The sequence below is a fragment of the Arthrobacter sp. B0427-1-12 genome (genome assembly GCF_059092905.1).
This window is the reverse complement of sequence record NZ_JBNHIC010000013.1, coordinates 42,966-56,421: the sequence shown is the minus strand read 5'-3', so window position 1 is coordinate 56,421 and position 13,456 is coordinate 42,966. Positions and strand designations below refer to the sequence as shown.

The 13,456-nt window shown below is 66.9% G+C and carries 12 protein-coding genes; 2 read left to right on the top strand and 10 right to left on the bottom strand.

Annotated elements, in window-relative coordinates; all coding sequences use genetic code 11:
* Nucleotides 1–31 precede the first annotated feature (31 nt).
* Complete coding sequence (gene atpE / locus AC5RWU_RS10235) at nucleotides 32–235, bottom strand: ATP synthase F0 subunit C (RefSeq protein WP_005268527.1); 204 nt, start codon at nucleotides 233–235, stop codon at nucleotides 32–34.
* A gap of 73 nt (nucleotides 236–308) precedes the next feature.
* A complete protein-coding gene (gene atpB / locus AC5RWU_RS10230; protein ID WP_494027872.1) occupies nucleotides 309–1,115 on the bottom strand; it encodes a F0F1 ATP synthase subunit A in 807 nt (268 codons plus the stop codon).
* An 85-nt stretch (nucleotides 1,116–1,200) separates the two neighbouring features.
* On the opposite strand from atpB, the gene AC5RWU_RS10225 reads away from it, so the two are divergent.
* Nucleotides 1,201–1,428: a hypothetical protein gene (locus AC5RWU_RS10225; protein ID WP_494036976.1), complete on the top strand. Its 228-nt coding sequence runs from the start codon at nucleotides 1,201–1,203 to the stop codon at nucleotides 1,426–1,428.
* Nucleotides 1,429–1,499: 71 nt separating this feature from the next.
* Here the strand turns inward: AC5RWU_RS10225 and AC5RWU_RS10220 are convergent, their stop codons facing one another.
* The 4 genes from AC5RWU_RS10220 to AC5RWU_RS10205 form a co-directional block, all read right to left on the bottom strand.
* Complete coding sequence (locus AC5RWU_RS10220) at nucleotides 1,500–2,006, bottom strand: Cg1360 family ATP-synthase-associated protein (protein ID WP_494027873.1); 507 nt, start codon at nucleotides 2,004–2,006, stop codon at nucleotides 1,500–1,502.
* Nucleotides 2,007–2,098: 92 nt separating this feature from the next.
* Nucleotides 2,099–3,121 carry an MraY family glycosyltransferase gene (locus AC5RWU_RS10215; protein WP_494027874.1) on the bottom strand — a complete coding sequence of 341 codons (1,023 nt, stop codon included), beginning with the start codon at nucleotides 3,119–3,121 and terminating at the stop codon, nucleotides 2,099–2,101.
* A complete protein-coding gene (locus AC5RWU_RS10210) occupies nucleotides 3,121–5,034 on the bottom strand; it encodes a polysaccharide biosynthesis protein (RefSeq protein ID WP_494027875.1) in 1,914 nt (637 codons plus the stop codon). The genes AC5RWU_RS10215 and AC5RWU_RS10210 overlap by 1 nt, the downstream gene beginning before the upstream one ends.
* An 82-nt stretch (nucleotides 5,035–5,116) precedes the next feature.
* Nucleotides 5,117–6,940 carry a glycosyltransferase family 2 protein gene (locus AC5RWU_RS10205; RefSeq protein ID WP_494027876.1) on the bottom strand — a complete coding sequence of 608 codons (1,824 nt, stop codon included), beginning with the start codon at nucleotides 6,938–6,940 and terminating at the stop codon, nucleotides 5,117–5,119.
* 129 nt (nucleotides 6,941–7,069) lie between these two features.
* Between AC5RWU_RS10205 and AC5RWU_RS10200 the strand changes: the two genes are divergently transcribed.
* Nucleotides 7,070–8,026: an NAD-dependent epimerase/dehydratase family protein gene (locus AC5RWU_RS10200; protein WP_494027877.1), complete on the top strand. Its 957-nt coding sequence runs from the start codon at nucleotides 7,070–7,072 to the stop codon at nucleotides 8,024–8,026.
* Here the strand turns inward: AC5RWU_RS10200 and AC5RWU_RS10195 are convergent.
* The 4 genes from AC5RWU_RS10195 to rho all read right to left on the bottom strand — a co-directional run bounded on the left by AC5RWU_RS10195 (nucleotide 7,983) and on the right by rho (nucleotide 13,134).
* Nucleotides 7,983–8,750, bottom strand: coding sequence for an L-threonylcarbamoyladenylate synthase (locus AC5RWU_RS10195; protein WP_494027878.1), 768 nt, complete (start codon nucleotides 8,748–8,750; stop codon nucleotides 7,983–7,985). The two genes, AC5RWU_RS10200 and AC5RWU_RS10195, sit on opposite strands and share 44 nt — an antisense overlap.
* 64 nt (nucleotides 8,751–8,814) lie before the next feature.
* Nucleotides 8,815–9,660 carry a peptide chain release factor N(5)-glutamine methyltransferase gene (gene prmC, locus AC5RWU_RS10190; RefSeq protein ID WP_494027879.1) on the bottom strand — a complete coding sequence of 282 codons (846 nt, stop codon included), beginning with the start codon at nucleotides 9,658–9,660 and terminating at the stop codon, nucleotides 8,815–8,817.
* A 3-nt stretch (nucleotides 9,661–9,663) separates the two neighbouring features.
* On the bottom strand, nucleotides 9,664–10,743 hold the full coding sequence (gene prfA / locus AC5RWU_RS10185) for a peptide chain release factor 1 (RefSeq protein ID WP_494027880.1): 1,080 nt from the start codon (nucleotides 10,741–10,743) through the stop codon (nucleotides 9,664–9,666).
* Between the two features lie 204 nt (nucleotides 10,744–10,947).
* Complete coding sequence (gene rho, locus AC5RWU_RS10180) at nucleotides 10,948–13,134, bottom strand: transcription termination factor Rho (protein WP_494027881.1); 2,187 nt, start codon at nucleotides 13,132–13,134, stop codon at nucleotides 10,948–10,950.
* Between the last annotated feature and the right edge of the window lie 322 nt (nucleotides 13,135–13,456).

The window sequence follows — 13,456 nt, the reverse complement described above, 5'->3', positions numbered from 1 at the left end:
TATCTAGTCGATGTGGAATCTTGCGCGTTCCTTAGAGAACGAACGCGAACACCAGACCAAGGATGGCGAGGGCTTCGGTCAGGGCCAGGCCCAAGAAGGCGATGGGCTGCAGTACGCGCTGTGCCTCGGGCTGACGGGCAACTCCGTTGATGTATGCGGCGAAGACCAGGCCCACACCGATGGCACCGCCGATTGCGGAGAGACCGTAACCTACGAGGTTGAGATTGCCTTCCATTGTATTCCTTTCAAGATGCCACCCACGTTGGTGTGGCAGGTTGTTGGTTCAGGAGTTTCCCCGACGGGGAATTCTAGTGTTCCTCGGCGATCGAGCCTTGGATGTAAATAGCGGTCAGCAGGGTAAAGACGTAGGCCTGCAGGACCTGGATCAGGACTTCGAAGAAGTACATGGCGACGCCGCCTGCCAGCGTCAGCGCGCCGAGGCCCTTGATGATGCCCTCACCCTCGAGAATCAGGAATTCCGTGCCAGCGCCGGCCAGCATGATGATGAGGTGGCCGGCCAGCATGGTTGCGAAGAGACGGAGGCTGTGCGTGACCGGACGGACCAGGAAGTTGGAGATGATTTCAATCGGGACAACGACCGGCAGGATGTACCACGGCACGCCCGCCGGGACCACGGCGAACTTGAAGTAGCCGGGGCCGTGCTTCTTCAGGCCCAGGACGATCCACAGGATGTAGACAATGGCGGCCAGGGCGTAAGGAGTCGCGACGTGGGAACTGGTCGGCAGCTGCAGGAACGGAATTGATCCGAAGAGATTGTTGACCAGGATGAAGAAGAACAGCGCAACGAGGACGGGGACGAACTTCTGGAAGTCCTTGGCGCCGATCACGTCCTTGCCGATGCCGTCGCGGACGAAACCGTAGGTCATTTCACCGAAGAACTGCAGCTTGCCGGGAACGAGCTTGCCGCGGCGGGACGCCGCCACGAAGAACCAGGAAATCAGTGCGACGGACAGCAGCACCAGGAGCATCTGCTTGCCGAAGCCGGTTCCGTACTCCGCACCCCACGGCAGGATTTCGGGGAGGTGCATATCCTCCAGCGTTGGTGGAACGAAACCACCCTCATCAGTAACGGCGGGAAGCGCAAGCGCGATCAACGCGTTTCCTCTCTGCAGTGTCCATCGTTGGGCAGTTCATGATGGGGCGCACAGGCGTCCCAATCCATCAAATTCTTGGATGTCAATGTTGGTTTCCGTCTTCCGGGCGGGGCTTGCCCTTGGACTGAGGCTTTTGGCTGTGGGCCCGCTGAGCGAAGGCGAGATAGAAGCCTCCGCAGGCGCCCAGGAGCGCTCCTGCGAGCACAATCCACCGGGTTCCAAGCAGATTATCCAGGCCCCAGCCTATCAAACTCCACACCAGGATTCCGCCAACCACGTAGCTGAAAACGGCAATGCCGGCATTGTAATCTGAATCACTTGATTGACCCGCCGTACGCGGGTTTTTCGCCGGCTCGCCGCCGGCGCCTGGGTGCGGTTTCCGGGTCATTGATGTGCTCCCGGCGGGACTGCGGCGCTGCCGGTGTCGGGGTCGCCGTAAATCTGGTGGCGGGTGCGCGAGAACGCGAATACTTCGGCTCCCTGCCATAGGATGACGGACGCAACCGCGGCCACGAAGAACCAGGTCCCGTCAAGCCAGACCGGCCGGCCCACGAAAAACAGGACCACGGCAAAGCCCACGACTTTGATGACGTAGGTGGCCAGGAAGACTCCCAGCGCGCCCGACGGATTCCTGCGGCCGATGAAGTGCCCGATCAGCAGGCTGATGGCGAAGAACACGACGACGATGGCGCCGCCCAGCAGGGTGCTCGCCAGGCCCGGTGCTCCGGCGGCGATCAGGGCCGCGGCAGCCAGCACCAGCAGCAGGATCCCCGTCCACCGCAGGCAGACGGTCAGGATCTTCAGCCAAGGCGAGGCGGTTGGACCGGAGGCCGCTACCCGGAATGCGCCGGCCGCCGGCACAGTGCGACTGTGCTTCCTGGCTGCGCTCATGGGGGATCCGATCCGTATCGCTGGGAAGTACTGAGGGCCGCTCCGTAGCGGCCGATAGAATTCTACACGAGATAGAAGTGACTGTTGTCCACCTAGCCGGCGGCCGCTCCTGCACCCGGGAGATTGCTGCGCCGGCGGGCGAAGATCCGGGGCGAGGCGAGGTAGAAGACGACGACGGCCACGGCACCGGCGAGGGCAGCAATCTTACCGCCCAGCCCGCCTTCGGCGGCCAGGAACCCGCAGAGTCCGGTAGCGACGGTGCACGCTGTGACGAAGAGGGCCGCGGTGACGTGGCTCAGGCCGGCGTCGGTCAACCGCTGGTAGACGTGCTGGCGGTGCGCGGCCCACCAGCGCTCCCCAGCCGTGATCCGGCGCACCAGGGTAAAGAACGTGTCCGCAAGGTAAATCGTCACCGGGGCCAGCAGATATTCGGGATGCACGCCGTTCAGGAAGGCTGCTACGCCGGTGGCCGCCAGGACGCCGCCAAGGACATAGCTGCCCACATCACCAAGGAACATCGAGCCGCGGACCACGTTCCAGGGCAGGAAGGCCGCGAAGGCGGCAGCCGTTACCGACCCCACAAGCGTCAGCCACGGCATGTCCGAAACTGTTCCGGCGGCCGCATACAGGACGCCCACTGTCAGTCCGTGGAGCCCGGAAATACCGTTAATGCCGTCCATGAAATTGGCGACGTTGATGTAGCCGGCAATCGCAAAGCAACCGATCGGGATCCAGAGCGGAGACAACTCCGTCATGCTCCACAGCCACGCTGTGCCCGCCGCGCCGATGGCGGCTTGGAGCAGGGCCCGCACGGCGACCGAGATTCCGCGGTAGTCCTCGATCCAGCCCAACAGGGCGGCGGCGGCCGAGATGGCAGCGACCGCGACCAGCACGTCCCGCTGGCCGCTGGCCAATGACGGCAAGCCTATCGCCAGACCGGCCAGCAGCCCTGCGGCCACCGTGATCCCGGCGCCCCTGATGGCGACAGTGGCATGCGAGGACCGCTCGTTCGGCACGTCCAGCACGCCGAGTTTCAGCAGGATTGGTTTGAGCAGGATGGGCAGCCCCAGGCTCAGGAGGAACGCCGCGGCGACCGCGGCAGCCGCGGTCGCCATCAACTGGCGTCCTTCCGGCGGGCGGCAGCACCGCCGTCGACCGCGGCCGCACCGTTCACCGCCGCACCGTTCACCGTCGCAGGGTCAACCCCCCGTGGCCGGGGTACCCCTTCGGGCGGCAGCCCCTGCCGCAGTTTCCATTCAGTACAGCTAAGCCCGGCCGGATCCAGCACCGGAATCCTGGCATGCGAGATCTTCGGATGCAGCGGCCGGGAACCGTCTTCGCCCTCGCCGACCAGTTCCTCGTGCAGCTTCTCGCCCGGCCGCAGGCCGGTGTAGACGATCTCGATGTTCTTGCCGGACATGGCAATCATGCGCTGGGCGACATCGAGAATCTTCACGGGTTCGCCCATATCGAGGATGAGCACCTCGCCTCCCCTGCCGATAGCGCCCGCCTGGATGACCAGCTGGCAGGCTTCGGGAATAGTCATAAAGAACCGGGTGGCTTCCGGATGGGTAACCGTTACAGGTCCGCCGGCGCGGATCTGCTCCGTGAACAGCGGCAGGACGGATCCGCGGCTGCCCAGTACATTGCCGAAGCGGACCGATACGTACCGCCGTCCGGTTTCCTCTGCCACCCAGGCCGTCAGCTTCTCGGCCATACGTTTGGAGTGCCCCAGAACGGTCGTGGGATTGGCTGCCTTGTCCGTGGAGATGTTTACGAAGGTCGAGACGCCGGCCGCGCGGGCGGCGTTCAGCACGTTGAGGGTGCCCTGCACATTGGTCTTCCAGGCTTCCTCCGGATACTGCTCCAGCAGCGAGACGTGCTTGAGCGCGGCGGCGTGGAAGACTACGTCGGGCTGCCGGTCCAGCAGGATGGCTTCGATGGAGGCCGCGTCCCGGATGTCGGCCAGGACCGTGTCCCGGCCGGTGAGCAGCCCCTGTCCGGTGATGGAAAGCTGGGTTTGCTGCAGGCCGGTTTCATCCCGGTCCAGCATGATGAGTTCCCGGGGGTGGAAGTCCGACAGCTGGCGGCACAGCTCCGAGCCGATCGACCCGCCGGCGCCGGTCACGAGCACCCGCTTGTCCGCAATGTAGTGGGCGATTTCCTCCACCCGGCTGTCCACAGGCTGGCGCCCGATCAGGTCCTCGATCGCCACGTCGCGGAAGGAGAAGCCGTTGCCGCCGGTGAGCATGTCCCGCAGCGGCGGCACCACCAGAACCCGGACATTCAGGCCGGCGACGGCGTCGGAAATCCTGCGGACCTGCTTGGCGTCGATATTGGCGATCGCCACGATCAGGACCGTGGCCCGGGTCCGGTGCACGATTTCCGGCAGGTCCTCCATGCGCCCGAGCACAGGCACCGAAGCCAGGCGCAGGTGCTTCTTGGCCGGGTCGTCGTCGATCAGACCCACGGGAAGCCACGGAGAAGCGGAGTCCTGCCGCATCCTGGTCACCAAGGACCTGCCGACAAAGCCGGCCCCGTAGATCAGGGTGCGGGCAGCTTTGTCCCCCGGACCGGCCTTGCTTTCCACGAACATGCGCTTGAGGTACCGGGTGGCCGCCATGATCAGGCAGGCGAACGGGAAGGCGATGAAGCCGGCGCTGCGGGCCACGCCCATGGAGATGCCGAAGAACAGCAGGGTGATGGCCAGGACCAGCGCAACGCTGACGGTGACAATGACCAGCAGCTTCGCTTCATGGAAACTGCCGAAGGGGTAGCGTCCGCGGTACAGCGCCAGTCCGCTGCCGATGGCGAACTGCGCGACGACGGCGACGGTGCACAGGATGAGGATCCCCGGGACCTTGGCTTGGTCGATATCCGCTTCGTACCGCAGGACCAGTGCCAGGAGGATGGAGAAAATCCACGCGAATGCATCCAGCAGGTACTGCGACCAGAGCCATAAGGCCGGCTTGTGCGGCGCCGCGGTTCCCGGCTCCGCACCATGGTCGGGTTCACTATGGGAAAGCATCTGCGCAGATTATCCTTTCGTTGCCCCCGTTCGGCGCCTGCACTGCATCGGCGTCCGCCGTTGCCCGCAGTCCGCTGACGGTTCAGCGGTCCGCGGCCGGCCCCGCGACCAACCGGCGGAAACCCAGGGTTCTGAGCTGTTTCGGCACGAACCGGTATCCGCCTCGGACGAGGACGTTCCGGATCCATTCTAGGTTTGTCAGGTGCCCGATCGCGTGCAGGCGGCGCAGCAGGTCCATTTCCGCTCGGAAAGCCTGCGGACCGCCGCGCCGTTCGTAGGCGCCGTCGCTGATGCGGTAGGACACGAGCGGCTCGTTGACGTTCCGCAGGTCCGCTCCCGCACGCATCATGCGTACCCACAACCAATAGTCCTCCGCCTTGGGGACGGGCTGGTAGCCCCCGACGGCGGCCACCGCCGACCTGCGGAAGACCACCGTGGGGTGGTTGATCGGGTTGCGGATCCGGGACACCCGCTCGATCGCGGCCCGCCCGGTCGGCACTGTCCGGGTGGCCAGCACGAGCGTTTCGTCGTCGCCGATTTCAGTCATCGCCGCCCCGACGACGTCGGCCCCGTCGGCGATCAGCGGAAGCTGGCGTTCAAACCGATCGGGCCGGGACACATCGTCGGCATCGGCGCGCGCCACGACGTCGTACGAGCAGCGCTCCAGCCCGGCGGTCAGCGCTGCAGCCAGCCCGGCATTCCGGTCCAGATCGACCCGGCGGACCGGAATCCGGGACCCACGCACCAGCCGGGCAATCTCATCCTCCAGCGCTGCGCCGACCTTGCCGTCGCGCACCAGGACAACCTCCGACGGTTTGAGCGTTTGCTCCGAAGTGCTCGATTCGAAGGCCCGCCGCAGCCGTTCCGGCGTGTCGGCGTGATAGACGGGCAGCAGCACAGAAAACGGAATCGGCCCCGGTTCCGCCTCCGGGCGGCCGGCGCCGGCGCCGAGGCCATCGTCGAGCCGGTAGACATCCTGCAGCACTGCTTCGTTGCTCCGCGGTGGCCGCAGCGAATCCCGGACGCCGCGGGCCAGCCCGTCCAGCAGCACGCGCCGGTTGCCGGACTTGGCGAAAGTGCGGGCCCAGATGCGCAGCGTCGCACCGGTGTAGAGGACCTTTTCCCACGGAGCCAGGGACCGGGAACGTGTGTAGAGCCAGATCCGGTTGCGCACCTCGTAGTAGAACCGCGGGCCCGGGTCGACGTCGGTCGTGCCCAGCTTCCTGGTGTGGTGGGAGACCACCGAGGCCGGAACCAGGACCGCATCCCGGAACCGCGTCAGCCGGGTTGAATACTCGAAATCGTCGCCCCAGATAAAGTAGTCCGCCCACGGCAGTCCCACACGCCGGATTTCCCGGGCGTCCATAAAGAGGGAGACGAAGGACCCCGAGCGGATGGACATCCCGTCCACAGCGGCGGCGCGGCGCCGCTGGCCCGCCGAGACTCCGATCCGTTCACGCATGGTGTTCATCGGGTGTTCCTGGCCATCGCTCCAGACAACACGGCTGGCCACTGCCGCCGGACGGTCCTCGCGGGCCGGCGCATAGTCGATCCAGGCCCGGACGGCCGCTTCCATCGCCCCGGGATGGGGTTCGGTGTCATCGTCCATGACCCAGACCAGGTCGGCGCCATGGCGCTGCACCGCCCGGTCGATACCGACGGTGAAACCGCCGGCTCCCCCGACATTCTTCGGCAGCACGACGAGGTCGATGTCCAGGGGCGTGTCCAGGTCCGCCACCATCTGCGCCGCACCGTCCGTGGAGGCGTTGTCCACGACCACCACCGCGTCCGGGACGGTGTTGCCCGCGGCGATGCCGGACAGGGTCCTGGCGAGCAGTTCACGGCGGTTGAAACTGACTACTACGGCAATGACTTTGACGTGGGCCGGGTCCTCTCGGGACGTCATACGCTGCGTACCCGTTCCTCTCGTTGATCCGAATCCGCCGTCTAAGCTGGACACTGGCTGTTTTCGCTGGCTGTTCCGTCCAGCTAATTTGGCAATCTGCGTAAGTTTATCCCGAGCGAAAGGTGTGCGTTGACACGGTGGATGGTGCTTGGCGCCAGCGGTTTTGTCGGTTCGGCCTGTGTCCGCGAGCTCGAAAGCCGCGGCGAGGACGTCATCAGCGCAGCCGCTCCGCGGCTGGAGTCTTCGGCCCCGGGCGCAGCGGACCTCCTCCGCGAAGCGCAGGCCCAGGCCGGGATCACCGGCGAACTCGCCGCGCAGATGCAGGCAGTGGACGTCGTCGTCAATGCGGCCGGCCTGGCGACGCCATCGGGCGCGGACTCACCCCGGCTGACCGGGGCGAATGCCCTGCTGCCGAGCGTGCTCCGCAGGGCCGCTGAAGCCGCCGGCGTCCGGCGGTTCATCCACCTCAGCAGTGCCGCGGTGCAGGGACATTCTCCTGTGCTTGATGAATCCGACAGCTATGCGCCCTTCTCCCCGTATTCACGGTCCAAGGCCCTGGGGGAAGCAGCCCTGCGGCTTGCCGCTGCTTCCTCGGGCGAGGGCCGGACGGCGACCACGATCATCAGGGCCACCTCCGTGCAGGGGCCGGACCGGCCGACGACAATGAAACTCGTCCGCCTCGCCCGCTCACCCCTGGCGTCTGTGGCCGCGCCGGGCACGGCACCGACGCCGGTGACCTCCCTGGCTTCCCTGACTGCCCTGGTCCACGGGATCGGTGTTTATGAGGGGGATGTCCCGCCGGTCGTGCTGCAGCCTTGGGAAGGCATGACGGTCAGTTCCGTGCTCGAGGCAGCCGGCGGCAGGCAGCCGGTCCAGCTGCCCGCCGCGGTCTGCAGGTACCTGCTGGCCGCCGGCGGGCTTGCCTCCCGTGCCGCCGGAAACCGGCTCCAGGGTGGACTCCGGCGCGTTGAACTCATGTGGTTCGGCCAGCGCCAGGTGGACGGCTGGGCGCAGCGCGCCGGGCTTACCCTGCCCGCGGCGATCAGCGGGGTTCTTCGCCAGGCTGCTGCGGATCGGACACGGTAGGGGCGGGCTCAGCCGGACCGGTCCCGGCCGGCTCCGGCTCAACCCTAGCGGACGGCGGTTCCTGGCCGTAGCCCAGCACCTCCGGGACAACCTCCCGCAGCTGGTCGAGGGTTATGGCGCCGACCCGGACCACCTTGAGGTGCTCACCGGTAGCATCGACAATCGTCGACGGCGTGCCGTCGCCCTTGCCTGCTTCGGGCCGGTAGCCGCCGTCGAGGTAGACCTCAACGGACTCCCCCAGCTGGGAGCTGGCGGCAGCGGCGGTCTGTGCCGCGGCCGAGCCGGTCCGGTTCGCCGAGGAAACAGCCAGCGGCCCAGTCAGTGCCAGCAGGTCCAGGGCCACCTGGTCGTCCGGCACGCGCAGTGCCACCGTGCCCTTGGTGTCCCCCAGATCCCAGGTCAGCGAAGGCTGCGCGTGGAGGATCAGGGTCAGCCCGCCGGGCCAGAAGGCCTCGGCGAGTTTGCGGGCGTCCGCCCCGACCCCGGTGGCGAGCCCGTCCAGCGTCTGCAGCCGGGGAATCAGCACGGGCGGCGGCATGCTCCGGCCCCTCCCCTTGGCGGCCAGCAGCGTCGCCACGGCCTGCGGCGAGAAGGCGTCAGCCCCGATGCCGTAAACGGTGTCGGTGGGCAGGACAATGCACTGCTTGCTGGCAATGGCGCGCTGCGCGTGGGCCAGGCCCTCGCTGCGCTGTACGTCGTCGGTGCAGTCATAGGTGGTGGTCACGTCATCATTCTTTCATCTGTGCCGCACCGTCCCGGCATCGCCGGCCGCCGGCGCGGTACCCGGTTCAGGTCCGCACCGCGGAGGTGGCGCGCTCCCTGTCGTTCAGGTCGCGGTGCGTGCGCACCTCGGTCCAGTGCGGATCCGCGGACAGCATCGCGGCGATGGTTCCGGCCTGCACCTCCGCATGCTCCATCACAAAGAATCCGCCGGGCTTGAGCAGGCGCGCTGCCGCCCCGGCGGCGGCAGCCGGAAGTTCCATCCCGTCCGCTCCCCCGCCGTACAGGGCCTCGGGCGGATCATGCTCCGCGGCTTCCGGCTCGTTCGGGATCGCCTCGGCGGGAATATACGGCGGGTTGGAGACAACGACGTCGAAGGTTCCGTTCTGGTCGGACAGCGCCTCGCGCAGGTCCCCCAGAATCAGCGTGACTCCCAGCGGCGCCAAGTTGCGCTCGGCCCAGGCATGCGCCAACGGGCTCAGTTCTACGGCATAGACCTCGGCCTGGCGCACTTCCCCGGCCACCGATCCCGCGATGGCCCCCGACCCGGTGCCCAGATCCACCACCTTGGGGCGGTCCAAGGGCGCCGCCCGGTCGATCGCCAGCTGCGCCACCGTCTCGGTTTCCGGCCGCGGCACGAAGACGCCGGGGCCGACCGCCAGCTCCAGATGCCGGAAATAGGCCTTTCCGGTGATGTGCTGCAGCGGGATGCGGCGGGCGCGTTCGACCACGAGGTCATCGAAGCCCGCGGGGGCGGCCGCATCGGAAAATGCCAGGGCCCGGACCCTGCCCAGCGATTCCCCCAGCAGATGGGCAGCAAGCAGTTCCGCGTCTACCCGGGGAGTTGGCACCCCGGCCACGGCCAGCGTCCGCGCTGCCTCTGCCAGCGCTTCAGCCAGCGATCGGGCGGCCACCGCCTAGTGGTCTTCGCCGAGGGCGTCCAGGCGGGACTGCTCGTCCATCTCGATGGCAGACTGGATGACCGGTTCCAGCTCGCCGTTCATCACAGCGTCCAGGTTGTAGGCCTTGTAGCCGGTGCGGTGGTCCGCGACCCGGTTCTCCGGGAAGTTGTAGGTACGGATTCGTTCCGAGCGGTCCATGGTGCGGATCTGCGACTTGCGCATGTCCGAATTGGCGGCGTCGATCTGTTCCTGCTGGTGCGCCAGCAGGCGTGCGCGCAGGACACGCATCGCAGCCTCGCGGTTCTGCAGCTGGGACTTCTCGTTCTGCATCGCCACCACGATGCCGGTCGGCAGGTGCGTGATGCGCACTGCCGAGTCGGTGGTGTTGACGGACTGTCCGCCGGGACCGGATGACCGGTAGACATCGATCTTCAGGTCATTCTGGCTGATCTCGACTTCCTCCGGCTCATCCACCTCGGGGAGCACCAGGACGCCGGCGGCCGAAGTATGGATGCGTCCCTGGGATTCAGTAACGGGTACGCGCTGGACGCGGTGGACGCCGCCTTCGAACTTGAGCCGCGCGAACACGCCTTCGGCGGGGTCGCTGGAGGAGCCCTTGACCGCCATCGACACGTCCTTGTAGCCGCCGAGGTCCGATTCCGTGGCGGAAATGATCTCTGTCTTCCAGCCGCGGGACTCGGCGTAGCGCATGTACATCCGCAGCAGGTCACCAGCGAACAGGGCCGCTTCGTCGCCGCCTTCACCGCCCTTGACCTCGATGATGACATTGCGGCCGTCGTCCGGATCGCGCGGAATAAGCAGCCGGCGCAGCTTCTCCTGTGCTGCTTCCAGCTGCTCGCGCAGCACCGGAACCTCCGCGGCGAATTCCGGATCCTCGTCCGCCATTTCCTCCGCGGCCGCCAGGTCATCCTGCAGTCCGTGCCAGCGGTGGTAGGCCTCGACGATGCCGTTCAGCTGTGCGGAGCGCCGGCCCAGCTTCCTGGCCAGGGCCTGGTCAGCGTACACCGCAGGATCACTTAATTGCGCCTGGATCGCGGAATGCTCCTCCAGCAGCCCCTGAACGGACTCAAACATCTCAAAACCTCTCAACGACTCGTATGAGTCAATTAAACAATTTCAACCGCCGGCGACGGTCAAGGACGCTTAACACAGCGCAAGCCGCTTATTCCTGCCGGCCCGGGAGTGGCATCGGGCCTGGCTGTGCGGGACGGCGAACGACCGAAGGTCGAAAGCCGTCCCGCACAGGGGCGGGGCCGGCAGGAATAAGCGGCGATCCAGCTACTTGTCGTTATCCGACTTGGAACCCAGCGTCGTCTTCTGCACCTGCATCAGGAACTCGACATTGGACTGCGTGTCGCGGATCTTGTTGGTCAGCAGCTCCAGTGCCTGCTGCGTCTCCAGTCCGGAGAGCACACGGCGCAGCTTCCACATGATCTTGACCTCGTCGGGCGAGAGCAGGTTCTCTTCGCGGCGGGTACCGGACGCGTTCACGTCGACCGCCGGGAAGATGCGCTTGTCCGCAAGGCTGCGGGACAGCCGCAGTTCCATGTTGCCGGTGCCCTTGAATTCCTCGAAGATGACTTCGTCCATCTTGGAGCCGGTCTCCACCAGCGCGGTCGCCAGGATGGTCAGCGAGCCGCCGTTCTCGATGTTGCGCGCAGCACCGAAGAACCGCTTCGGCGGGTACAGGGCCGAGGAATCCACACCACCGGACAGGATACGGCCGGAGGCCGGTGCCGACAGGTTGTACGCACGGCCCAGCCGGGTCATGGAGTCCAGCAGCACGACGACGTCCATACCCATTTCGACCAGTCGCTTGGCGCGTTCGATCGCCAGCTCCGCCACCGTAGTGTGGTCGTCCGCCGGGCGGTCGAAGGTCGAGGCAATGACCTCGCCCTTGACAGTGCGCTGCATGTCCGTGACTTCTTCGGGACGTTCGTCGACCAGCACCATCATGAGGTGGACCTCGGGGTTGTTGATGGTGATGGCATTGGCGATCGCCTGCAGGATCAGCGTCTTGCCCGCCTTCGGCGGGGAGACGATCAGGCCTCGCTGTCCCTTGCCGATCGGGGCGACGAGGTCGATCACGCGCGGACCGATCTTCTTCGGCTCAGTCTCCAGCCGCAGCCGCTCCGACGGGTACAGCGGAACCAGCTTGGAGAACTCCACGCGGTCCTTGTGGTCCTCGGGGCTCTTGCCGTTGACGGTGGTCAGGCGCACCAGTGCGTTGAACTTCTGGCGGGAGTTGCCCGGGTTCTCGCCGTCGCGCGGCGCGCGGATGGCTCCGACGACAGCGTCGCCCTTGCGCAGGTGGTATTTCTTGACCTGGGCCAGGGAAACATAGACATCGTTGGGGCCCGGCAGGTAGCCGGACGTCCGGATGAAGGCGTAGTTCTCGAGCACGTCGAGGATGCCGGCCACAGGCAGCAGCACATCGTCCTCGGTGATTTCGACGTCCTCCACGTCGGGGCTCTGGCCTCGGCCGCGGCGGCGCTCGTTGCGGTCGCGGTAGCGCTCGTTCCGTTCGCTGCGGTCGCTGCGGTTGCGGCGGTTGCGGCGGTTGCGGCTGCTGTCCTCTTCATCGCGGTTGTCGCGGCGGTCGCGGTTGTCCGTGCGGTTGTCCGTGCGGTTGTCCGTGCGCTCTCCGCGGCCGCGTTCGCGGCGGCTGCCGGCGTCACCGCGCTGGCGATCGGTCTGCGCCTCGCCCTGCTGGCCGCCCTCGGCCGGCTGCTGGGCTTCGGCGGGCTGTGCCTCTGCCTGCTGGCTTTCCTCGGTGGTCCCCGCTGCCTGGGTCTCGCCGCCCTGCGCGTCGCCGCGCCGTCCCCGGCTACGGCCGCGGCGGTTGTCCCGCTGCTCGCCCTGGGCGGTCTCCCCAGCCTGCTCGCTGCCGGACTGGGCTGTTCCGGACTGGGCTGTTCCGGACTGGGCAGCCTCCGCAGCAGCGGGAGCTTCCGCAACCGTGGGAGCTTCCGCAGCAGCGGGAGCCTCAGTTGCGGCCTGCCCGGCCGCCTCAGGAGCGGTTACGACGCCGTCACTCGCAGCCCGGCGGTTGCGGTTGCGGGTCCGCGGCGCACGGGCGGGTTCCTCCTTGGCAGCACCGGGCTCGGCGGTTTCCTTCGGTGCAGCTTCCTGGCCGGCAGCCGTCGCGGCTGCCGCGGGAGCGGCCTCAGGAACAGCTGCGGGAGCCGTACCGTTGCCCCCTTCGGCGGCAGCGGCTGCCTTGCCGGCCCTGGTGCTGCGCACCGGGCGGTCGGCTACGGCGGAGCCGCGCTGATGGTCGGAGATGGCTGCCACTAGGTCGCTCTTGCGCATCCGCGAACCGCCGGTGATTCCCAGCTGGCCGGCGAGAACCTGCAGCTGGGCCAGCTTAAGCCCTGCCAGACCGGAGGACTTGGAAGCCGGAGCGCCGGAGTCGGCGGCAGCGGCGGTAGCCACTCCTGCAGTCAGGTCAGTGGTTTCTGTCACGAAGGATCCTTCCCCCTCGATAAACGATCCAGCTCGGATGTGGATCGTGCTGATTATGCCCTTGGCCATAGGTCAGACGGATGGCCAAGTGCGGGTTTGCCGAGGCATCGGGCCTGGCAAAGCCGCTTCTTGTATGAAAACCTTGCGTCGGATCCGCCGGTTGTAGCAGTGCACTGCGGCTCTTGGCAGGAGTGACACTGCGCCAAGGCGGCAGGATCCATGAAGGCTGCACCGGGAACTGGAAACTGCTGCGCAGCTGGCGGTCATTGGGAAGGAGGGCCCACGATTCGACGGCCCTTGCATCGGAAGGCCGCCAGTGAAG

Coding starts and splice junctions, on each gene's coding strand:
- atpE (WP_005268527.1), bottom strand. CDS start 235: ATGGAAGGCAATCTCAACCTCGTAGGTTACGGTCTCTCCGCAATCGGC.
- AC5RWU_RS10225 (WP_494036976.1), top strand. CDS start 1,201: ATGTTGGTTTCCGTCTTCCGGGCGGGGCTTGCCCTTGGACTGAGGCTT.
- AC5RWU_RS10220 (WP_494027873.1), bottom strand. CDS start 2,006: ATGAGCGCAGCCAGGAAGCACAGTCGCACTGTGCCGGCGGCCGGCGCA.
- AC5RWU_RS10215 (WP_494027874.1), bottom strand. CDS start 3,121: ATGGCGACCGCGGCTGCCGCGGTCGCCGCGGCGTTCCTCCTGAGCCTG.
- AC5RWU_RS10210 (WP_494027875.1), bottom strand. CDS start 5,034: ATGCTTTCCCATAGTGAACCCGACCATGGTGCGGAGCCGGGAACCGCG.
- AC5RWU_RS10205 (WP_494027876.1), bottom strand. CDS start 6,940: ATGACGTCCCGAGAGGACCCGGCCCACGTCAAAGTCATTGCCGTAGTA.
- prfA (WP_494027880.1), bottom strand. CDS start 10,743: ATGTTTGAGTCCGTTCAGGGGCTGCTGGAGGAGCATTCCGCGATCCAG.